The 20937-nt window shown below is 71.4% G+C and carries 17 protein-coding genes and 1 pseudogene; 10 read left to right on the top strand and 8 right to left on the bottom strand.

Annotation, left to right across the window (positions count from 1 at the left end):
* Positions 1-8: 8 nt before the first annotated feature.
* Positions 9-5156, bottom strand: coding sequence for an ATP-dependent helicase (locus OG504_RS15770; protein ID WP_405990411.1), 5148 nt, complete (start codon positions 5154-5156; stop codon positions 9-11).
* Positions 5157-5332: 176 nt separating this feature from the next.
* On the opposite strand from OG504_RS15770, the gene OG504_RS15765 reads away from it, so the two are divergent.
* From OG504_RS15765 to OG504_RS15755, 3 genes are read left to right on the top strand one after another with little or no spacing between them, the layout of a single operon-like run.
* Positions 5333-6319: an AraC family transcriptional regulator gene (locus OG504_RS15765; protein ID WP_405990410.1), complete on the top strand. Its 987-nt coding sequence runs from the start codon at positions 5333-5335 to the stop codon at positions 6317-6319.
* Positions 6223-6990, top strand: a complete 768-nt coding sequence (locus OG504_RS15760; RefSeq protein ID WP_405996345.1) for an AzlC family ABC transporter permease — start codon at positions 6223-6225, stop codon at positions 6988-6990. The genes OG504_RS15765 and OG504_RS15760 overlap by 97 nt, the downstream gene beginning before the upstream one ends.
* Positions 6987-7295 carry an AzlD domain-containing protein gene (locus OG504_RS15755; RefSeq protein ID WP_405990409.1) on the top strand — a complete coding sequence of 103 codons (309 nt, stop codon included), beginning with the start codon at positions 6987-6989 and terminating at the stop codon, positions 7293-7295. The genes OG504_RS15760 and OG504_RS15755 overlap by 4 nt, the downstream gene beginning before the upstream one ends.
* An 11-nt stretch (positions 7296-7306) precedes the next feature.
* On the opposite strand, the gene OG504_RS15750 is transcribed toward OG504_RS15755, so the two are convergent.
* Complete coding sequence (locus OG504_RS15750; RefSeq protein WP_405990408.1) at positions 7307-8251, bottom strand: hypothetical protein; 945 nt, start codon at positions 8249-8251, stop codon at positions 7307-7309.
* Between the two features lie 80 nt (positions 8252-8331).
* On the opposite strand from OG504_RS15750, the gene OG504_RS15745 reads away from it, so the two are divergent.
* Positions 8332-8526, top strand: a complete 195-nt coding sequence (locus OG504_RS15745) for a DUF3046 domain-containing protein (RefSeq protein ID WP_405990407.1) — start codon at positions 8332-8334, stop codon at positions 8524-8526.
* A gap of 81 nt (positions 8527-8607) precedes the next feature.
* Complete coding sequence (locus OG504_RS15740) at positions 8608-10047, top strand: AI-2E family transporter (RefSeq protein ID WP_405990406.1); 1440 nt, start codon at positions 8608-8610, stop codon at positions 10045-10047.
* Positions 10048-10081: 34 nt separating this feature from the next.
* Here OG504_RS15740 and OG504_RS15735 read toward each other — a convergent pair whose 3' ends face one another.
* A complete protein-coding gene (locus tag OG504_RS15735) occupies positions 10082-10828 on the bottom strand; it encodes a hypothetical protein (protein ID WP_405990405.1) in 747 nt (248 codons plus the stop codon).
* Between the two features lie 179 nt (positions 10829-11007).
* Here OG504_RS15735 and OG504_RS15730 point away from each other — a divergent pair, with 179 nt between their 5' ends.
* From OG504_RS15730 to OG504_RS15710, 5 genes and pseudogenes are all read left to right on the top strand, one after another.
* Positions 11008-11619, top strand: a complete 612-nt coding sequence (locus tag OG504_RS15730; protein WP_405990404.1) for a dihydrofolate reductase family protein — start codon at positions 11008-11010, stop codon at positions 11617-11619.
* Between the two features lie 556 nt (positions 11620-12175).
* Positions 12176-13309, top strand: a complete 1134-nt coding sequence (gene recA / locus OG504_RS15725; protein ID WP_405990403.1) for a recombinase RecA — start codon at positions 12176-12178, stop codon at positions 13307-13309.
* 3 nt (positions 13310-13312) lie between these two features.
* Positions 13313-14290: a recombination regulator RecX gene (recX, locus tag OG504_RS15720; RefSeq protein WP_405990402.1), complete on the top strand. Its 978-nt coding sequence runs from the start codon at positions 13313-13315 to the stop codon at positions 14288-14290.
* Positions 14291-14533: 243 nt separating this feature from the next.
* A pseudogene (locus OG504_RS15715) lies at positions 14534-15022 on the top strand (FtsX-like permease family protein); the annotation flags it as partial.
* Between the two features lie 404 nt (positions 15023-15426).
* Complete coding sequence (locus OG504_RS15710) at positions 15427-16356, top strand: sugar ABC transporter substrate-binding protein (RefSeq protein WP_405996344.1); 930 nt, start codon at positions 15427-15429, stop codon at positions 16354-16356.
* A 54-nt stretch (positions 16357-16410) separates the two neighbouring features.
* On the opposite strand, the gene OG504_RS15705 is transcribed toward OG504_RS15710, so the two are convergent.
* From OG504_RS15705 to OG504_RS15685, 5 genes are all read right to left on the bottom strand, one after another.
* Positions 16411-16818: a rhodanese-like domain-containing protein gene (locus OG504_RS15705; RefSeq protein WP_405996343.1), complete on the bottom strand. Its 408-nt coding sequence runs from the start codon at positions 16816-16818 to the stop codon at positions 16411-16413.
* Complete coding sequence (locus OG504_RS15700) at positions 16809-17348, bottom strand: cysteine dioxygenase (protein ID WP_405990401.1); 540 nt, start codon at positions 17346-17348, stop codon at positions 16809-16811. The genes OG504_RS15705 and OG504_RS15700 overlap by 10 nt, the downstream gene beginning before the upstream one ends.
* A 241-nt stretch (positions 17349-17589) precedes the next feature.
* On the bottom strand, positions 17590-19185 hold the full coding sequence (locus tag OG504_RS15695; RefSeq protein WP_405990400.1) for an FAD-dependent monooxygenase: 1596 nt from the start codon (positions 19183-19185) through the stop codon (positions 17590-17592).
* Between the two features lie 175 nt (positions 19186-19360).
* Positions 19361-20269: an amino acid ABC transporter permease gene (locus OG504_RS15690; protein ID WP_405990399.1), complete on the bottom strand. Its 909-nt coding sequence runs from the start codon at positions 20267-20269 to the stop codon at positions 19361-19363.
* Positions 20266-20934 (bottom strand): amino acid ABC transporter permease, encoded by a 669-nt coding sequence (locus tag OG504_RS15685; protein WP_405990398.1) that lies wholly within the window; start codon positions 20932-20934, stop codon positions 20266-20268. The genes OG504_RS15690 and OG504_RS15685 overlap by 4 nt, the downstream gene beginning before the upstream one ends.
* Between the last annotated feature and the right edge of the window lie 3 nt (positions 20935-20937).

Genomic DNA, 20937 nt, shown 5'->3' with positions numbered 1-20937 from the left:
GATCCGGTTCATGCGCGGAGGCGCAGGCCGCGCGGTGTCGCGATGAAGCCTGCTCCTTCCAGGAGGGTGCCGAGGGGGGAGGTCAGAGCCGAGACGCCGTTGACCCGCTCCACCGTGACCGTGCCGAGGGAACCGGCTCGGGCCGCCGCCGCGAGGGCCTCGGCGGACGCCTGGAGGCGTGGGTCTTCGGCGGCCGTGGTGTCCGGTGCCGAGGGCCAGGCGAGCAGGGTCTTGCCGCCGCGCTCCATGTAGAGGGTCAGTTCACCCTCGACCAGCACTACGAGAGAGCCCGCTTTACGCCCCGGCTTGTGCCCGGCGCCGGTCGGCGGCTCGGGCCAGGGGAGAGCGGCGCCGTACGCGTTCGCGGGGTCGGCGGCGGCCAGGACCACGGCTCGGGTGGCGAGGGAGGGGCGGCGGGCGTGGTGGTTGGCGTAGGGGGAACTGGTGTTGCCCTGAGGTGGCGGAGCGGGGAAGTCGCGGGGGGAGATGTAGTCGCCCGGGGCCGGGGGGTGGGAGGCAGGAGTGCGGTGGTGCCGGGAGGTCGCGCCCGGGTTCGTGGGGCGGTCGTCCGGTGAGCCCAGGCTGTCGAGGTCGTCGAAGTCGGTGAACGGGCCGAAGGCGTCGGCGAAGTCGTGGACTCCGGAGGCGGCGTCGGATGCTCCGGGGGAGTGGGAGGTGTCGTAGCGGCCGTGGTCGGTGGGGGAGGCGTACGGGGCTTGGCGGTTACCGGTGTTCGGTGAGGCGTAGGGATCCTGTCGGCCGCGGTTGTCCGGCGAGTCGTAGGTGGCGCTCGGGGTTCCGAACGGGTCGGCGGAACCGTTGCCGGAGGCGGCCGTCGGCGCGGTGGAGCCGGTGAGGGCGCCGAAGCCGTAGGGGTCGTTGTCCGTGGGGTTCGGAGTGGGCAGGTCGTCGCCCCGGTCGCGGGCGTTGGCGACCGCGCGGAGGCGGTCCACCGCGCCGTCCATCGCGAACTGGGCGGCGCCGAGGCCTTCCACGACATAGCCGCGCCGTGCCTGACCGCTGTCCTCGAAGGCGGACAGGACGCGGTACGTCGCCGAGAAGCCGCCCTCGACGCCCTCCGCGGCGACCGCTCCCCGGGTCACCACGCCGTGCCGGTCGAGCAGAGTGCGGGCCAGGGCGTGGGCGCGCACGGTGGGGTCGGGTTCGTGGGCGGGGAGCAGGGACCAGCGGCCCGCGACGGTCGGCGGACCGGTGCGGGAGGCGGGGCGTGCGGCGGCGGTGAGCGAGCCGTAGCGCCCGCGCGGGACCGTGCGCTTGGCACGGTGGGCCGTGGAACCCGCCGTACGGCCGGAGCCCAGCAGGGAGCGCATCGGGGCGAGCGTGTCGTTCGTGAGCCGCCCGGACCAGGCCAGGTCCCATACGGCGTCGGCCAGTTGGGGGTCGGTGACGTCGGGGTGGGTGGTCGCGCGGATCTGGTCGGTGATCTGGCGGAAGAAGAGGCCGTAGCCGCCGGAGAGGGTGTCCAGGACCGACTGGTGCAGCGCTGTGAGTTCGAGTGGGTGCGGTGGCGGGAGGAGCAGGGGGGCCGCGTCCGCCAAGTACAGGGAGACCCAGCCGTCCTTGCCGGGGAGGGAGCCCGCGCCGGCCCACACCAGCTCGCCGGCGGAGGTGAGTTCGTCGAGCATGGCGGGTGCGTAGTTCGCCACGCGGGACGGCAGGACGAGCTTCTCCAGGGCGGACGCGGGCACGGAGGCGCCCTGCAACTGCTCGACGGCGCGCACCAGTCCGTCGATGCCGCGCAGCCCGTGGCCCTTGCCGATGTGCTGCCACTGGGGGAGGAACTGCGCGAGCGCGGCGGGCGGCACCGGCTCCAACTCGTGCCGCAGCGCGGCCAGGGAGCGACGGCGCAGGCGGCGCAGCACCGTCGCGTCGCACCACTCCTGGCCGATGCCGGCCGGGTGGAACTCCCCTTGTACGACACGGCCGTTGGCCGCCAGTCGCTGCAACGCGCCGTCGGTGACCGCCACGCCGAGGCCGAAACGGGCCGCCGCTGTGGCCGACGTGAACGGGCCGTGGGTGCGGGCATGCCGTGCCAGGAGGTCGCCGAGCGGATCCTTGACCGGTTCGGTGAACGCCTCCGGGACGCCGACCGGCAGCGCCGTACCGAGTGCGTCGCGCAGGCGGCCCGCGTCCTCGATCGCCGCCCAGTGGTCGGCACCGGCGATACGGACCCGGATCGCGCGGCGGGCCGAGGCCAGCTCCTGGGCCCACTGCGGCGCGGCACCCCGCTCGGCCAACTCGGCGTCGGTGAGCGGGCCGAGCATCCGCAGCAGGTCGGCGACGCCCTCGACGTCCTTGATGCGGCGGTCCTCGGTGAGCCACTGGAGTTCGCGCTCCAGCTCCGTCAGCACCTCGGCGTCGAGGAGTTCGCGCAGCTCCGCCTGGCCGAGCAGCTCGGCCAGCAGGTGGGAGTCCAGGGACAGGGCGGCGGCGCGGCGCTCGGCGAGCGGTGAGTCTCCCTCGTAGAGGAACTGGGCGACGTACCCGAAGAGGAGGGAGCGGGCGAAGGGGGACGGCTCGGGGGTGGTGACCTCGACGAGGCGCACCTTGCGGGACTCCAGGTCGCCCATCAGCTCGGTGAGGCCCGGGACGTCGAAGACGTCCTGGAGGCACTCGCGGACGGCCTCCAGGACGATCGGGAACGAGCCGAACTCGCTTGCCACCTGGAGCAGTTGGGCCGCCCGCTGGCGCTGCTGCCACAGCGGGGTGCGCTTGCCGGGGTTGCGGCGCGGCAGCAGCAGGGCGCGGGCGGCGCACTCGCGGAAGCGGGCCGCGAACAGGGCCGAGCCGCCGACCTGGTCGGTGACGATCTGATTGACCTCGCCCTTGTCGAAGGCGACGTCCGCCGCGCCTACGGGGGCCTGGTCGGCGTCGTACTCCGTGCCGGCCTTCATGGGTTCCTGGTCGAGCAGGTCCAGGCCCATCAGGTCGGCGTCGGGCAGCCGCAGGACGATGCCGTCGTCGGCGTGCATCACCTGGGCGTCCATGCCGTAGCGCTCGGAGAGGCGGGCGCCGAGGGCGAGGGCCCAGGGGGCGTGGACCTGAGCGCCGAAGGGGGAGTGGATGACCACGCGCCAGTCGCCGAGTTCGTCCCGGAAGCGCTCCACGACGATCGTGCGGTCGTCCGGGATGTGGCCGCAGGCCTCGCGCTGTTCGGCCAGGTACGACAGCACGTTCTCCGCGGCCCAGGCGTCGAGGCCCGCGGCGAGGAGGCGCAGGCGGGCGTCCTCCTTGGGCTGCGAGCCGACCTCGCGCAGGAACGCGCCCACCGCGCGGCCCAGCTCGAGCGGGCGGCCCAGCTGGTCGCCCTTCCAGAAGGGGAGCCGGCCGGGGACGCCCGGCGCGGGGGAGACCAGGACGCGGTCGCGGGTGATGTCCTCGATCCGCCAGGAGGAGGTGCCGAGCGTGAAGACGTCGCCCACCCGGGACTCGTAGACCATCTCCTCGTCCAGCTCGCCGACCCGGCCGCCGCCCTTCTTGGGGTCGGCGCCGGCCAGGAAGACCCCGAAGAGACCGCGGTCGGGGATCGTGCCCCCGGAGGTGACGGCGAGGCGCTGCGCGCCGGGGCGGCCGGTGATCGTGCCCGCGATGCGGTCCCACACCACGCGCGGGCGCAGCTCCGCGAACGCGTCGGAGGGATAGCGGCCCGCGAGCATGTCGAGCACGGCCGTGAACGCCGACTCCGGGAGCGAGGCGAAGGGGGCGGCCCGGCGGACCGTGGCGAGCAGGTCGTCGACCTGCCAGGTGTCCAGCGCCGTCATCGCGACGAGCTGCTGGGCCAGGACGTCCAGGGGGTTGGCGGGGACCCTCAGGGACTCGATGGAGCCGGTGCGCATCCGCTCGGTGACCACGGCGGCCTGGACGAGGTCGCCCCGGTACTTCGGGAAGACCACACCGGTCGAGACCGCGCCGACCTGGTGTCCCGCGCGGCCGACGCGCTGGAGGCCGGAGGCCACGGAGGGCGGGGACTCCACCTGGATGACGAGATCGACGGCACCCATGTCGATGCCCAGCTCCAGACTGGACGTGGCCACCACAGCGGGGAGCCGGCCCGCCTTGAGGTCCTCCTCGACCTGGGCGCGCTGCTCCTTGGAGACCGAGCCGTGGTGGGCGCGGGCAATGACGGGGGGTGCGCCCTGGGCGGCGCCGGAACCGCCCATCAGCTCGGCCGGTGCGTGGTGTTCGTCCAGGGGCTCGCCGGTCGCGCGCTCGTAGGCGATCTCGTTGAGCCGGTTGCACAACCGCTCGGCGAGACGACGGGAGTTGGCGAACACGATCGTTGAACGATGCGACTGGACGAGGTCGGTGATGCGCTCCTCGACATGCGGCCAGATCGAGGGCTTCTCCGCGCCCTCTTTGCCGTCGGCAACCGGAGAGCCGCCCAACTCCCCCAGGTCCTCGACCGGGACGACCACGGAGAGGTCGAACTCCTTGCCGGACTTCGGCTGGACGATCTCCACCTTGCCGCGCGGTGAGAGATAGCGGGCGACCTCGTCGACCGGACGCACGGTCGCCGAGAGGCCGATACGGCGGGCCGGCTTCGGCAGCAGCTCGTCCAGCCGCTCCAGGGACAGCGCGAGATGCGCGCCCCGCTTGGTGCCCGCGACCGCGTGCACCTCGTCCAGGATCACCGTCTCGATGCCCGTCAGCGCGTCGCGCGTGGCCGACGTGAGCATCAGGAACAGGGACTCCGGGGTGGTGATCAGGATGTCCGGCGGGCGGGTGGACAGGGCGCGGCGCTCGGCGGGCGGGGTGTCGCCGGAGCGGATGCCGACCTTGACCTCGGGCTCGGGCAGGCCCAGGCGGACGGATTCCTGGCGGATGCCGGTGAGCGGGGAGCGGAGGTTGCGCTCCACGTCGACCGCGAGGGCCTTCAGCGGAGACACGTACAGGACGCGGCAGCGCTTCTTCGGGTCGGCGGGTGGGGGTGTCGCGGCAAGCTGGTCCAGGGCGGCGAGGAAGGCGGCCAGGGTCTTGCCGGAACCGGTCGGGGCGACCACCAGCACGTCCGAGCCCTCGCCGATGGCCTTCCACGCGCCCGCCTGGGCCGCGGTGGGCGCGGAGAAGGCCCCCGTGAACCAGCCGCGGGTCGCGGAGGAGAAGCCGTCGAGGGCTCGATGTGCGGAGCTGACCATGCGTCCATCCTGCACCCGACCACTGACAATGCGTCTGACCTGCGGGGATTCTGCGGCGGCTGCTCGCGGAACCGTTTCGGTCTCCTGCCGCCCGTCGCGGGCAGGACCGTTTCAGCGGCTTCCGGTCGCCGTGGGCAGGACCGCTTCCTCCCGTCGCCGTGGCGGAGAATGGCCGTATGGCAGGTTCGGGCGAGCTGGCGAGGCACTGGAAGTACACGGAGCTGCCCGGCGTCGACCTGCTGCGGGCCCGGTACATCCAGAAGACGTTCGTGCGGCACACGCACGAGAGCTTCGTCATCGCCGCCATCTCGGACGGCGTCGAGGTGTTCCACCACGGTGGGGGTGACGTGTCCGCCGGGGCGGGGGCGCTCGCGCTGGTCAATCCGGACACCCCGCACACCGGCCGGGCGGGCGTGCCCGAGGGCTGGCGGTACGGGGCGGTCTACCCGTCGCCCGAAGTGGTGGCCGCGATAGCCGCCGAGACCACCTCGATCCGCGGCACTCCCGGTTTCATCAGGCCCGTGCTCGACGACCCTTACACGGTCGGGCTCGTCCATCAGATCCTGCGCGCGGCCGACGAGGGCAACGCGCTCGCCGCCGACACCCTGCTGCGGGTCGCCGTCACCAGGCTGCTCCGGCTGAACGGCGGACCGCTGCCGCAGCGCGCCGTGCCCACGGCCGGCGGTCGGGTCGCCGCACGCGCGCGTGCCGTGCTGGAGGAGCGGATGGCGCAACCGCCCACCCTGGAGCGGCTCGCCGGAGATCTGGGGACCAGTCCCTTCGCGCTGCTGCGCGCGTTCCGGGGTGCCTACGGGATGCCGCCCCACGCCTGGCTGACCGACGCCCGGGTGCGGGAGGCACGTCGGCTCCTGGACGGGGGCACGGCGCCCGCGGAGGCCGCCGTCGCCGTCGGTTTCACGGACCAGCCGCACCTCAACCGGCACTTCGCCCGGATCGTGGGTGTGCCCCCGGGCGCATACCAGCGGGAGCGCAAGAACGTACAAGACGCGGGACACCGGCTGCTCGTACCGTCCGACACGTGGCAGAACAGATCGCTTCAGAAGACATACGCGCCGGAGCGGGAGGGGAACCGGACTCCAGCGCAGGGAAAAAGCCGGACTCCGCCGTCGTACGGGACGCCCTCGGGGTCGGGGTCGCCGTAGGGCTGTCCGGGTTCGCCTTCGGGGTGACCTCGGCCGGTGGCGGGCTCACCCTGCTGCAGACCTGCGCCCTCAGTCTCCTGGTGTTCACCGGTGCCTCCCAGTTCGCGCTCGTGGGAGCGCTCGCGGCCGGCGGCAATCCGCTCACCGCGGCAGCCGGAGCCTTCTTCCTGGGCGTACGCAACACCTTCTACGGGCTGCGGCTCTCGCAGTTGCTGGCACTCCCGCGCGCGGTGCGGCCGTTCGCCGCCCAGTGGGTCATCGACGAGACGACGGCCGTCACCCTCGCGCAGCCCACACGGCGTGCCGCGCGGATCGGCTTCACCGTCACGGGGCTCACCCTGTACCTGCTGTGGAACCTCACCACGCTGCTCGGCGCGCTGGGCGCCAAGGCCATCGGGGACACGGACGCCTGGGGTCTCGACGCGGCCGGGCCCGCCGTCTTCCTCGCGCTGCTCGCGCCCATGCTCACGACCACCACCGAGCGTGCCGTCGCCGCACTCGCGGTCCTTCTGGGACTGGGCCTGCTGCCCGTGCTGCCGGCCGGCGTGCCGGTCCTGGCGGCGGCTCTCGCGGCGCCGATCGCCCTCTACGTAGAAGGGCGTCGGCAGGGCGGGGTGCGTAACGGCGCACCAGAAGAAGGCAGTCACGACGCACAGGAGGAAGACCGTTGACCGTCTGGATCGCGATCGTGGCGACCGCCCTCGGCTGCTACGTCGTCAAGCTCGCCGGACTCCTGGTGCCCGCGGGCGCCCTTGAACGGCCGTTGGTGCGGCGGCTCGCCGGCCTGTTGCCGGTCGCCCTGCTCGCCGCGCTCACGGCCCAGCAGACCTTCGCCGACGGGCACGCGCTCGTGCTCGACGCCCGGGCCGCGGGGCTCGCGGCGGCCGCCGTGGCGCTGGTGCTGCGGGCACCGTTCCTGCTCGTCGTCGCGGCGGCCGTGCTGGTGACGGCAGGCGTGCGGGCCATCGGCGGCTGAGGCGACCGGGGTCAGCCCACGGAGCGGCCGTACGCCTTCAGGGTGCGCAGTGCCTGGATCGTCACCATGGGGCGTGCCTCCAGGGCGATGCCCGGTGCCCACTGACGCCAGCGGATCGGCCAGCCGCCGTCCTCCCGCTGGCCGCCCGCGAGGTGGTCCAGGGAACGGGCCATCTCGTCGTCCGTGAACCACGCGCGCGCGAGGGAACTCGGCGTCTTCGCGTAGTCGTACGGGAAGTGGTGCTCACCCGGCGCGTATCCGGAGGCGACCGGATAGGCCTCCAGACGCTCCGGGTCCAGGGCGGCGAGGCGGTGTTCGCGCACCAGGCGGCCGAGGCGGTCGGCGGCGGCCTCCGCGCGCGGGCGGTCGGGTGCCGAGTCCAGGAAGGCCACGGCGGCCTCGATCTCGTACGGGTGCGACTTCTCCAGGGAGTCGACGGCCTGCCAGCAGAAGTCGGTGGCCCGGAACAGCCAGGCGTGCCACACCTCGTTGCGATGCAGCAGGCCCACCACCGGCCCGGTGGCGAGGAGTTCGCTGGGCGGGTCGTCCACGATCGGCACGAAGGGCGCCGTCGGATAGCCGCGCTGGCCGGGAAGGATCGCCGGCAGGGCGCCGTCGGCCGTGGAGACCGAGGTCAGATAGCGGCACACGCGTTCCACGCGCTGCCCGCCGCAGCGCCCGACCGCGTCCAGGACGCGCAGCGCGTGCCCGGTGTGCAGCGGCTGGCTCACCGGGCCGCGCAGATCGGGTTCCAGCGCGTGCCCGTACCCGCCGTCCTCGTTGCGGTAGGCGTCCAGCGCGGTCTCCACGGGATCGGGTTCGCCGTTGAGGAAGTGGTACGCGAAGAGGCGCTGTTCCAGCACGCGCGCGGTGAGCCAGACGAAGTGCTCGGCGCGGAAGAGCGGGGAGTGCGCCGGGGGCGTCGGGGGGAGTGGGGAAGCTCCTGTTTCGGCCATGCGTCAGACCGTAGGACGGAAAGCGGTCTCCGCAAGGGGTCCCGAGCTGGTCCCACTCTCAGGGGCGGGATACTGGTGTCATGCGGTTGACGGTCTTCTGGCAGCGGATGACGGAGCACTTCGGGGCGGGGTACGCCGAGAGCTTCGCGCGCGATCACGTGATGACGGAACTCGGCGGGCGGACGGTGCACGAGGCGCTGGACGCGGGCTGGGAGGCCAAGGACGTGTGGCGCGTGGTCTGCGACGTCATGAACGTTCCGGCGCAAAGCCGCTGATCCTCCGCGGGAAAGTCGCTGATCGGTCACGAAGATCGACGGCGGTGACCGGTTGTCAGTGGCGTAGGCGAGACTTGCACCGTGGCAGTCACTGACGAGACCGGGCACGACGCCCAGCAGGCATCCCCGACCGGTGCGACGCCGCCGGCCCGCCCCCCGGCCGACGGCGCCGCGCCGGGCCCGGGCATGCCGCGCTGGCTGCCCCGCGCCATGGTGCTGGCGCTCGCCCTCGTCGCCGTGTTCCAGCTGGGCAGTTGGGCCTTCCACCAGCTCATCGGGCTGCTGATCAACATCCTCATCGCGTTCTTCCTGGCCCTCGCCATCGAGCCCGCGGTGAGCCGGCTGGCCGCCTACGGCATGCGCCGGGGGCTGGCCACCTTCCTGGTGTTCCTAGGCCTGCTGATCGTGAGCGCCGGGTTCATCACCCTCATGGGGTCGATGCTCGCCGGCCAGATCATCAAGATGATCGAGGACTTCCCGGACTACCTCGACTCCGTCATCAACTGGGTCAACGGGCATTTCCACACCGACCTCAGACGGGTCGACATCCAGGAGGGGCTGCTCCACTCCGACTGGCTGCGCAAATACGTGCAGAACAGCGCGACCGGCGTGCTGGACGTGTCCACCCAGGTGCTCGGGGGCCTCTTCCAGCTGCTGACGATCGGTCTGTTCTCGTTCTACTTCGCCGCCGACGGGCCGCGGCTGCGGCGCGCGCTGTGCTCCGTACTGCCGCCCGCCCGGCAGGCCGAGGTGCTGCGCGCGTGGGAGATCGCCGTCGACAAGACGGGCGGCTACATATACTCCCGCGGTCTGATGGCGCTGGTCTCCGGAGTGGCGCACTACATCCTGCTGCAGGCGCTGGGCATCCCGTACGCGCCTGTGCTCGCCGTCTGGGTGGGCCTGGTCTCCCAGTTCATCCCGACCATCGGCACGTATCTCGCGGGCGCCCTGCCCATGCTGATCGCCTTCACCGTGGACCCCTGGTACGCGCTGTGGGTGCTGATCTTCGTCGTGGTCTACCAGCAGTTCGAGAACTACATGCTCCAGCCCAAGCTGACCGCGAAGACCGTCGACATCCACCCCGCGGTCGCCTTCGGCTCGGTCATCGCGGGCACCGCGCTCCTCGGTGCCGTCGGCGCGCTGATCTCCATCCCGGCGGTCGCCACGCTCCAGGCGTTCCTCGGGGCGTACGTGAAGCGATATGCCGTCACCGACGACCCCAGGGTCCACGGACACCGGACCACCCGAGGCTCCGACGGCCCCGGCCCGCTGGCCCGCGCGCGACAGCTGTGGGCCCGGCGGCAGGGAACGGCGGAGCCGACAGCGGCCGACTCCGCCGGTACCGGCGATTCCGCTGCGACCGACTCCACCTCTACGAACAACTCTGTCGTTACGACCGACTCCGGGACGACCGACTCCGCTACGACCGACTCCCGGCCGACCGATCCGGAGCCGGCCGACTTTACGCCGAAGGACTCCGAACCGAAGGACCCGGGAGAGGGCTCCTCCGGCTCCTCCTGAAGGATGATCCGGCGAGAACACCAGGGCGTCGCGGTCAGTACGTGAGCACCGCCCACACCCCGGCTCCGGCCACGGCAACGACGTAGCAGCCGACCGCGACGGTCACGGTCCGCCGCCGTACCGCCTCACTCCAGGACGTGCGGGACAGCAGCCAGGCCAGGGCCGGCAACACCAGGACGGCGTGCAGGCTCACCCCGTGCAGCGGCTTGAGCGGGGCCGTCGAGTGGTACGCCGCCTCCTGGTGACCGGTTCGGGCGAGGACCACCCCGCGCGCGATCATCGCGGCGCCCGAGGCCAGCGCCACGAGCAGGATCGCGAACCCGGAACGCACCGCGAGGGCCATCCCCGTAGGCCCCGTCGGCCGGTGCCGGAAGGACGCCACCGCGAACACGGTGAGCAGCACCACGAGGACACCGCCGCCCACCGCGAGCGTCATGGACACCGCGGTGTCGAAGGGCGTCTCCATGTCGAGGTGCGACGGCACCCGGCGCCACGCCTGGAGGGTGATGCCGCCGACCTCCACGACACAGTCGGCGGCGAACACGACGAGCAGCACGGTGCGCAGCCGGGCCCCGACGCGCAGATACGACGTGACCCAGGTGACCGCGATCAGCGTCGCCCCGAAGGAGAGCCCGAACGTGACGGGCTTGCGCCAGGAGACGGGCCCGTACCAGGGACCGCCGTCGACCGCGAACACCCCCAGGTGCACCAGCCCGGAGAGGATCAACAGGGCACCGGTCACCTGGCAGAGACGCTCGGCGGGACGTATCTGGCTCGTCATGGCCCGAGCCTCGCGGGAACCCGCCGCGCAGTCGTCGTACGGCCGAAGACACCCGCCGTACGACGGCGGAAGTAGTGCTCCTGGAGGCGCCGCGATGAGTTTCGGGGGCGTGCCGGGTCCATGGAGGTGAGAGCCGCCCGGAATCCGCCGAACGGTGACCCCCGAAGCGAGGATCGATCATGTCCACCGCGAAGACCCCGCAGAGCGTCGAGACCACGCCCGCCCCGCAGTTGGCGGACACCGGACCGCAGACCGCCGCGGGCAAGGTGCTGTGGCACTTCACGATGTCGTTGGACGGGTTCGTGGCGGGGCCGGACCACGCGATGGACTGGATGACGGGGTTCTCGTTCCGGGCCGGCCTCGTCGAGGAGTACGCCGCTACGACCGGTGCCGTACTGGGCGGCCGGGACGGCTTCGACGCGTTCCCCGATGTCGGCAGCGTCTACGGGGGCGCGTGGCAGGGGCCGGTGTTCGTCCTCACGCACCACCCCGACGACGCGCCGCCCGCCCCCGGGGTGACCTTCCTGAACTGCGATGTGGCCGAGGCCGTACGCATCGGGCTGGCGGCCGCCGGCGGCAAGAACCTCGAAGTGTTCTCGCCCACGATCGGCCGACAACTCCTGGAGCGCGAACTGATAGACGAGATCGACCTGCACATCGTGCCGGTGCTGCTCGGCGACGGCATCCGGCTCTACGACAACCCCGGCGGCAGCCCGGTCCGGCTCGGGCTGCTGAACGGCGATGACCACGCGGCCGCGGTGAACGTGCGCTGTCGGCCGGTCGGGACGTGATCGTCCTGTGGCATCAAGGCTCGAGGGAGTGCCGGGAAGTCCGATGGTTCGGTGGCGCGCGATGCTCGCGGGGGCTCCTACTGGTAGCAGTTTCCGCTGCACAGGATGGTGACGGTGCCGGTCTCGTCGGCCGAGGCGATCGCCGAGCCCTGTGCCGGTGCGGGGTGGTGCACGCGGCTGGTCTCCTATGGCATGGGCGCGGCCGACGCCGCCGGACTCATGACGCCGACGGTCGCTGTGACCAGCACGGCTGCCACCAGTCAACGGGCCCGACCCCCGGCACGGGAAGGATTTCCATGTCGTTCGAAGCGTCGCCACGGCGTGAGGCGGCACAGGACATCGATGATGCGAGTGCCGCGTGGTGCGCTTGACACGAAAATCGAACATCCATTCTCATGGAAGCTCCGGCGAGGCCATGACGGGCATTTCGGCAGGCTTTTGATGGTGAAGTGTCCGAGTTATCCACAGGCTGGGCGGGCGTCGGGGCGCGTTGTCAGTGGCAGGCGTTAGCGTCTTTGACGTGAAGCGATCGACACAAGCAAATCGGGTGGAACCCATGGCAGGAACCGACCGCGAGAAGGCGCTGGACGCCGCGCTCGCACAGATTGAACGGCAATTCGGCAAGGGCGCGGTGATGCGCCTCGGCGAGCGGCCGAACGAGCCCATCGAGGTCATCCCCACCGGGTCGACCGCACTGGACGTCGCCCTCGGTGTCGGCGGCCTGCCGCGCGGCCGAGTGGTGGAGGTCTACGGCCCGGAGTCCTCCGGCAAGACGACCCTGACCCTGCACGCGGTGGCGAACGCCCAGCGGGCCGGCGGCCAGGTCGCGTTCGTGGACGCGGAGCACGCCCTCGACCCCGAGTACGCGAAGAAGCTCGGCGTCGACATCGACAACCTGATCCTGTCCCAGCCGGACAACGGCGAGCAGGCCCTGGAGATCGTGGACATGCTGGTCCGCTCCGGCGCCCTCGACCTCATCGTCATCGACTCCGTCGCGGCACTCGTCCCGCGCGCGGAGATCGAGGGCGAGATGGGCGACAGCCACGTCGGTCTGCAGGCCCGCCTGATGAGCCAGGCGCTCCGCAAGATCACCGGCGCGCTCCACCAGTCCGGGACCACCGCGATCTTCATCAACCAGCTCCGCGAGAAGATCGGCGTGATGTTCGGCTCTCCGGAGACCACGACCGGTGGCCGCGCGCTGAAGTTCTACGCCTCGGTGCGACTCGACATCCGTCGTATCGAGACCCTCAAGGACGGCACCGACGCGGTCGGCAACCGCACCCGCGTCAAGGTCGTCAAGAACAAGGTCGCGCCGCCCTTCAAGCAGGCCGAGTTCGACATCCTCTACGGCCACGGCATCAGCCGCGAGGGCGGCCTGATCGACATGGGCGTGGAGAACGGCTTCGTCCGCAAGGCCGGCGCCTGGTACACGTACGAGGGCGACCAGCTCGGCCAGGGCAAGGAGAACGCGCGCAACTTCCTGAAGGACAACCCCGACCTGGCCAACGAGATCGAGAAGAAGATCCTGGAGAAGCTGGGCGTGGGCGTCCGTCCGGAGAAGGACAAGCCCGCTGCCGAGCCGGTCGCGGACGGGGCGGTCCCCACCGCCACGGACGACGCCGCGAAGGCGGTGCCCGCTCCGGCCGTGGCCAAGACCACCAAGGCCAAGGCCACGGCAGCCAAGAGCTGACCCGTGACACGACGAACGGACTGGGCCGAGTACGCGTATCCCGACGCCCCGCAGGGGCGCGGGAGAGGCGGCGACGGCCTGGCCTACGGTGCTGACGGCACGCCCGAGGAGCCGTACGGCACGGACGGGCCGTACGGCGACGAGCCGGGCGGCGGTTTCGCGGGGGAGACCGGTCCGCCTTTTGGTGGCCCGGAGCCCGGCGATGGTTCGGCGGGCACCGGTCGGCTCTTCAGGAGCTCGGCGCCAGGCGGCAGTTCGCCCGGCGACGGGTCCGCCGATGACGACGCACCCGGCCGCGGCACGCGCCGCAGCCGCGGAGCGCGTGGCGAGGGCGGCTCACGAGGGTCTACGGCGCGCGGTGACGGCGCACGCGGTAGACGTGGGCGCCGTGGCCGCGGCTTCGGGGAGTCCTCCGAAGCGGACGGGGCCGACTTCTCCTCGCCGAGGGCCGAGAAGAAGGAGGAGCCGCCGGCGGACCCGGCTGAGCGGGCGCGGGGAATCTGCCTGCGCCTGCTCACCGGGAACCCGCGCACCCGCAAGCAACTCGCGGACGCCCTGCGCAAGCGGGAGATCCCGGACGAGGTGGCGGACGAGGTGCTGTCGCGGTTCGAGGAGGTCGGACTGATCAACGACGGCGCGTTCGCGGACGCCTGGGTGGAGTCCCGGCACCACGGCCGGGGCCTGGCCCGGCGCGCGCTCGCCCAGGAACTGCGCACCAAGGGCGTCGACTCGACGCTGATCGACGAGGCCGTCTCCCAGCTCGACTCCGACCAGGAAGAGACGACGGCGCGCGAACTGGTGGACCGCAAACTGCGGTCCACCCGGGGCCTCGACCGCGACAAGAGGCTGCGCCGCCTCGCGGGCATGCTGGCCCGCAAGGGCTACTCCCAGGGCATGGCCCTCAGAGTGGTCCGGCAGGCCCTGGAGGAAGAGGGCGAGGACACGGAGTTCCTCGGGGACGAGGGTGATGAGGGGTACTGATCCGGAATCGATCGGTTCTGCATCGATCCGGTTCTGACCCCTCGATGGTGCGAACGTCCTGAACACGGTGGACGCGCGGGGGCGCCGACCGCGTTCAGGCAAGCACCGGGCCGGTGCCCGGGGTAGGGCCAACCGCCGGTTGAAAACGCCGGATTACCCCAGTGCACAGGCGCCCATACACAAACGACTGTGTACGCATGGCACTGGATCCCGGCACACACGGCGCGGAGACATCTACAGACACAACTCGCGGCTACCCTCCGTGAGTTCCCGGGTATCCAGATCCTCTCGCCGGACGCCGCCGACTCGCTCCGAGCACAGCGGCAGCAGGCGAACGCCCAGGTCAACTACCTGGCCATGTGGCTCGTCCTGGCGTTCACGGCCATCGCTGTGGTCAACACACTCGCCATGTCGGTCGCGGAGCGTGTCCGGGAGTTCGCGCTGCTTCGTCTCGCCGGGGTGACCCGTAGGCAGGTGCTGCGGATGCTGCGTACCGAGGCGCTGTCGGTGTTGCTGCTCGCCACAGCGCTCGGCAGGGGTATCGCCCTCGCTGTCCTGACCGCGTGCAGCGTCGGCATGACCGGCCGGGCGACACCGTCGGTCACGCCCCTCGTGTATCTCACGGTGGTCGCGGTGGCCGGGACCCTCGCCCTCGTCGCCACGGCACTGCCGGGACGCGTCGCGCTCGGGGTCCGGGTCCGGGCGGTCACGGTGGCGACCGCCAGGGAGTGAGCGCGGAAGCCGCCGGTCGCCCGTCCCGGGAGTGAGGGAAGCCGCCGACCGTCCGCCCCGAGGAGGAGTGAGGGAAACCGTCAGTCGTCCGCCGGTCGTCCGTCCCGAGAACGAGCGCGGGGAACCCTCAGGCATCCGTCCCAGCGGCCACTCGCCTCACCGGAGGGCACGCGTTGCGCACACTTAGCGTGCGTTACGTAGAGGGTGCGCATGTTTGCCGCGGGGGTAGCTTCTGCTGCCGAACCTCGGCCCTCCACGCTTGCCGACCCTCGGCCATCCCCGCCCGCTGAGCCGCAGCCAGGCCTGCCCGAGTGCCTCCGGCCGTTTCGCCGACCGGTCCTCGTACGTCCTGAAAGGCGGCTCCCTTGTCCTCGCCCCTGTCCGCTCACCACCGAAGAACCCTCCTGGTGCTCCTGGTCGGTACGTGTCTCTTACTCAGTGGCTGCGGACTGGAGTCCAGCGCCACGCCCGCAGACGACGGGCCCACCACCCTCGGGTTCGTCAACGGCGGCAGCACCGAGTTCCACACCTGTCTGCAGGAGTCGATCGAGAACACGGCCAAGAGCAACTTCGCGAAGCTCGTCACCGTCAACTCGCATCAGGACGCCGCGCGGGAACTGGCCAACATCCAGGACATGATCGCGCGCCATGTCGACGCGATCATCCTGCAGACGGTCAACACCACCGCCCTCAAGAGCGACATCGCCAAGTCCAAGAGCGCGCACATCCCGATCTTCCTGACCTCGGTCAGCGCCGATCCGTCCGACATCCTCGGGGCCGTCGTCGTCGACCTGAAGACGGTGGGCAAGCTGGACGCCGACTGGATCGAGGACGACGCCGCGGGGCGCGAGGTGCAGGTGGGGGTCATCGCGGGTGCTCCCGGCGCCGCCTCCGACCTGCTCGTCGGCGGTTTCACCAAGGGGCTGTCGGCGAACGTGAAAGTGGTCGCGAACCAGCCCGCCATGTTCGTCGCCGCCAAGGCGAGGATCGTCGCCGCGAGCATGATCAAAGAGCATCCCGATCTGGACTACGCCTTCGTCGCCAACGAGGAGATGGCGTTCGCCGCCCGCAAGGCCTTCGACGCGGCCGGCGGCAAGAAGGTCAAGATCGTGACGGTCAACGGCACCGACGAGGCCCTCGTCGCCCTCAAGGACGGCCGTTTCGCCGCGACCGTCTCCAACTCGGCCAAGGACACCGGCGAACTGGCCGTCACCAACGCCATCAGCCTTCTCCGTAAGGAGAAGGTGGAGAAGATCGCCACCACACCGGCCCGCCTGATCACCAGGACCAACGCGGACACCGCCCCGCTCTACTGCCCCTCCGACGGATCGTGAGCGGGCCGGTGTGTCACGTCGTGGACCTGGTGTGTCACGTCGTGGACGGAGTGTCTACGACGTGACAGGCAGGCCCGCGGCCTTCCAGGCCTGGAAGCCGCCGACGAGGTCCGTCGCGCGGTGCAGGCCCAGTCGGTGCAGGGACGCGGCTGCCAGGGTGGACGCGTAGCCCTCGTTGCAGATCACCACGACGCGCACGTCGTGGCCGGTGGCTTCGGGGGCGCGATGGCTGCCCCGGGGATCGAGGCGCCACTCCAGTTCGTTGCGTTCGACGACCAGGGCGCCCGGGATGAGGCCGTCGTGGTCGCGCAGGGCCGCGTAGCGGATGTCGACCAGGAGGGCATCGCCGTCGCGGGCCGCGTCGTACGCAGCCTGTGCCTCGATGCGGTCGTAGCCCGCGCGGACGCGCTCCAGCAACTCGTCTATGCCGAGCGGCTGTTCGTGCGCGGCAGTCACTGCCAGTCCTCCGGGCGCTCCACCTGCTCCAGGCGCAGCACCGGGCCCGTGCGGCTGTAGCGGCGGATCTGCGGGAGCGGCGGGTAGTAGGCGTGGACGGAGATCGCGTGCTCTTCGGAGGACTCGTTGAGGACCTCGTGGACGTGGTGCTGACCGAAGGCACGGCCCTTGCCGGTCGGCAGCCGCCGTTCGCGGTCCACGCCCTCCTCCAGTTCGAGGGTCTTCCAGCCGTTGCTCGGGAGCCGGGCGGCGAGCGAGTTCTCCTTGAGTTCGCCGGCGGCGGTGAGGAAGGCGCCGACCGACTCGGCGTGGTCGTGCCAGCCCGTGCCGCTGCCGGGCGGCCAGCCGATCAACCAGGCCTCGCTGCCACCGGGGCCTTCGAGCCGCACCCAGGTGCGGCCCTCGGGGTCGAGGGGGAGCGAGGCGATCAGCTCGGCGTCGGCGGCCGTACGGCGGACGAAGTCGAGGAGGACCGCCTGCGTCGGGGCCTGAGAGGGCGCGGCGGGGGACACGGAGGCAGAAGGGGAGACAGACACGTGCACCGTCCTGATGAATGTTCGCGAGGGTGCGCGCAGGCATCACGACAGTGGCGCGCGCGGGTGAGAGAGATGCGAATTCAGCAGGCGACGTGACACACACAGCCCACGTAGCGGACGAGGTCCAGGTGGACCTTCCGCCAGAGGTGGACAGAGGTGTCGGTCATGGTCCGGAGTACAGCACGGTGGTGCGGGCCGGTCAACTCAGCGTCACTATGTGGACAGTTCGGATACGGCCGCCTCAGCGCGAGCCGGCCGTGGCCTCCGTCCTCGTCGGACCGCCCAGGGTCGCCTCGGCCGCCGCGTACAGGTCGGCCGGACGCACCCCGCTCAGCGCCGTGACCAGGTGACCGTCGGGCCGTACGAGGAGGACGGTGTGCGCGGCGGCGCCCGGGTAGCTCTCGGCGACCAGCAGCTCGGCCGGGTGCGGCAGCGCCGTCACGGCGGCCGCGAGGCGGGGCATGATCCCGGCCGTCACCCAGTGCTTGCGCTCCCACACGCCCGTGCCCGGCGCGACCAGGACGACCAGCAGGGAGCCACGCCCGAGACGGTCCCGCAGCCGTACGAAGGCGCCGTCCTCGGCGGTGACCAGGACATCGGCGACCGGCGCACCGGGCGGGGTGTCGACGGGGACCTCCGCCTCGATGTGCCGGGGCGCGAGCGGTGAGTCGGCGTACGCCCCCGGCGCACCGAGCGTGCCGCGCCCCAGGTGACCGTCCGTGAGCAGCACGTCGTGGCCGCGGGCCGAGCCGGGCACGACCGCGCGCAGCCCGGCGCCGCCGCGCACCAGCGGCAGCGCCTGGTCGGCGGCGCGCAGCCGGGCCGCCACGACCGCCCGCCGCTCCGCCTGATAACTGTCGAGCAGCGGCTCGTGCGGCCCGTGGTGCCAGGCCAGGGCCAGCTTCCAGGCGAGGTTGTCGGCGTCCCGCAGCCCCTCGTCCAGCCCCTGCGTCCCGAGCGCCCCCAGCAGGTGCGCGGCGTCCCCGGCGAGAAACACCCGCCCCGCCCGCCACCGCCGCGCGAGCCGGTGGTGCACGGTGTGCACGCCGGTGTCGAGCAGTTCGTACGGCGGTGTCGGGCCCTCGGTCCAGCCCGCGAGCGTCTCCCGGATGCGGGCCAGCAGCAGCTCGGGGGTGACCAGGTCCTTGCCCGGCGGCAGCAGCCAGTCCAGGCGCCACACGCCGTCCGGAAGGGGGCGTCCGGTGACCTCCCCGGTCGAGGGTCCGGACGTCCGCCACGGCGGCACCCGATGCAACAACGCCCGGTCGGGCCACGGAAGTTCCGTGCGCAGCGCGGCCACGGCGTGTCGTTCCACCGCCGTACGGCCGGGGAAGCGGATGTCGAGGAGTTTGCGCACGGTCGAGCGCGGGCCGTCGCAGCCGACCAGGTAACTGCCGCGCCACCAGGTGCCCTTGGGGCCGCGGGTGTGAGCGGTGACGCCCGAGGGCTCCTGTTCGAGCGAGTCGAGGCGGTTGTCCGGGGCGATCTTCACGAGCCGCTCGCCCGCGAGGGCCTGGCGCAGGGCGCCGGTGAGCACGTGCTGCGCGATGTGCAGCGGGGCGGGCGCGGTCTCGTCGAACGTGATCTCGCGCATCACCTGCTTGCGCCGCATCGACCGCCATCCGGCCCAGCGTGAACCGAGCTCGGCGAGGGGTACGCCGGTCAGTCGCTCCAGGAGTGCCGTGGTGTCCTCCCGCAGGACGACGGTGCGCGCGGGACGCGATTCGTCCTTGCCCGGGCCCTCGTCCAGAAGGACGGAAGGCACCTCCTGCCGCGCCAGTGCCAGGGCGAGCGTGAGCCCCACGGGCCCCGCTCCGACGATGATCACCGGGTCCACGGTGCGGCGCCCCCTGCCCGCGAAGGTGTCCTCAGGGACGCATGTGAACAGGAAGTTGGAGCAGGGTGCACGATCACAGAACGTATGCAACCTATTGCCGGTGCTTGCGTCAAGTGACGGAGGCAGTGGCGATCATGCCACTGCCTCCGTGTCGTTCATGCCACTTGACCGATCATCAGATCGTGCCGCCGGCGCCGGTTCCGAAGCTGCCCCCGACCTGCGCGGGGTTGAGCCCCGTGGCGTCTTCGAGGTCGACGGTCGCGCCCGTGCTCTTCTTGCTGCGCCGCAGCCTGCGCTCCAGCCAGCTCGCGAAGGTGGTGAGGGCGAGGTTCAGCACGATGTAGATGATCCCCACGACGATGAAACTCGCCACCACGTTGGCGTAGTTGGCCGCCAGGGTGCTGCGCGCGTTGAGCAGCTCGGTGAAGCCCAGCATCACGCCGCCCAGCGCGGTGTCCTTCACGATGACCACGAGCTGGCTGACGATGGCCGGCAGCATGACGGTGACGGACTGCGGGAGCAGGATGCTCGTCATCGTCTGGCCCTTGCGCAGACCGATCGCGTGCGCGGCCTCCGTCTGCCCCTTGGGGAGGGACAGGATGCCCGCCCGGACGATCTCGGCGAGCACCGAGGCGTTGTAGAGCACCAGGCCGGTGACGACAGCGTAGAGAGGCCGTTCCTCGCTGCCGATGTTCGTGGAGCGGACGTAGAACTCGTTCGCGAACAGCATGAGCAGCAGGACCGGGATCGACCGGAAGAACTCGACCACCACGCCGGCCGGGACACGCACCCACCGGTGGTCGGACATCCGGGCGATACCGAAGAACGCGCCCAGGGGGAGGGCGATCACCATGGCGAGGCCGGCGGCCTTCAGGGTGTCGCCGAGGCCCGGCAGCAGATACGTCGTCCAGGCGTCCGACGTGGTGAACGGCTGCCACAGGGCCCATTTCAGCTGGCCCTTGTCGTCCATCGTCTGCCAGACCCACCACAAGAAGAGGGCCAGCAGGACGAAGAACACGACGGAGAAGAGCACGTTGCGCCGCTTGGCACGGGGGCCGGGCGCGTCGTAGAGGACGGAGGTCATCGCTTCACCGCCAGTCGCTTGCCCAGCCAGCCGAGGAAGAGGCCGGTGGGCAGGGTCAGTACCACGAAGCCGAACGCGAAGACCGAGCCGATGGCGACCGTCTGGGCCTCGTTCTCGATCATCGTCTTCATCAGGGCCGCCGCCTCGGCGACCCCGATCGCGGCCGCCACGGTGGTGTTCTTGGTCAGCGCGATCAGCACGTTGGCCAGTGGTGTGATCACCGCCCGGAACGCCTGCGGAAGGATGACGATCCGCAGCACCTGGCTGAAGCTCAGCCCGATGGCGCGGGCCGCCTCCGCCTGTCCGACGGGCACCGTGTTGATGCCGGAGCGCACCGCCTCACAGACGAAGGCCGCGTGGTACGCCACGAGACCCAGCAGTGCCAGCCGGAAACCCTGCACCTTGAAGTCGTCGGACGCCCCCATGGTGACGCCGAAGATGTCGGCGAGGCCGAGCGAGGTGAAGACGATGATGACCGTCAGGGGGATGTTCCGGACGGTGTTGACGTAGAAGGTCGCGAAACCACGCATCAGTGGGACCGGGCTGACCCGCATCCCGGCCAGCAGCGTGCCCCAGACCAGGGAGCCGAGGGCGGAGAGGACGGTCAGTTTCACCGTCATCCAGAACGCCCCGAGGACGTCATAACCTTGAAGAAAGTCGAACACGAT

The organism is Streptomyces sp. NBC_00986, assembly GCF_045162565.1.
Taxonomy (GTDB): domain Bacteria; phylum Actinomycetota; class Actinomycetes; order Streptomycetales; family Streptomycetaceae; genus Streptomyces.
The sequence above is the reverse complement of the archived record's forward strand: the minus strand, read 5'-3'. Positions and strand labels throughout refer to the sequence as shown.

Coding starts and splice junctions, on each gene's coding strand:
- OG504_RS15770 (WP_405990411.1), bottom strand. CDS start 5,156: ATGGTCAGCTCCGCACATCGAGCCCTCGACGGCTTCTCCTCCGCGACC.
- OG504_RS15765 (WP_405990410.1), top strand. CDS start 5,333: ATGGCAGGTTCGGGCGAGCTGGCGAGGCACTGGAAGTACACGGAGCTG.
- OG504_RS15750 (WP_405990408.1), bottom strand. CDS start 8,251: ATGGCCGAAACAGGAGCTTCCCCACTCCCCCCGACGCCCCCGGCGCAC.
- OG504_RS15745 (WP_405990407.1), top strand. CDS start 8,332: ATGCGGTTGACGGTCTTCTGGCAGCGGATGACGGAGCACTTCGGGGCG.
- OG504_RS15735 (WP_405990405.1), bottom strand. CDS start 10,828: ATGACGAGCCAGATACGTCCCGCCGAGCGTCTCTGCCAGGTGACCGGT.
- OG504_RS15730 (WP_405990404.1), top strand. CDS start 11,008: ATGTCCACCGCGAAGACCCCGCAGAGCGTCGAGACCACGCCCGCCCCG.
- recA (WP_405990403.1), top strand. CDS start 12,176: ATGGCAGGAACCGACCGCGAGAAGGCGCTGGACGCCGCGCTCGCACAG.
- OG504_RS15690 (WP_405990399.1), bottom strand. CDS start 20,269: ATGACCTCCGTCCTCTACGACGCGCCCGGCCCCCGTGCCAAGCGGCGC.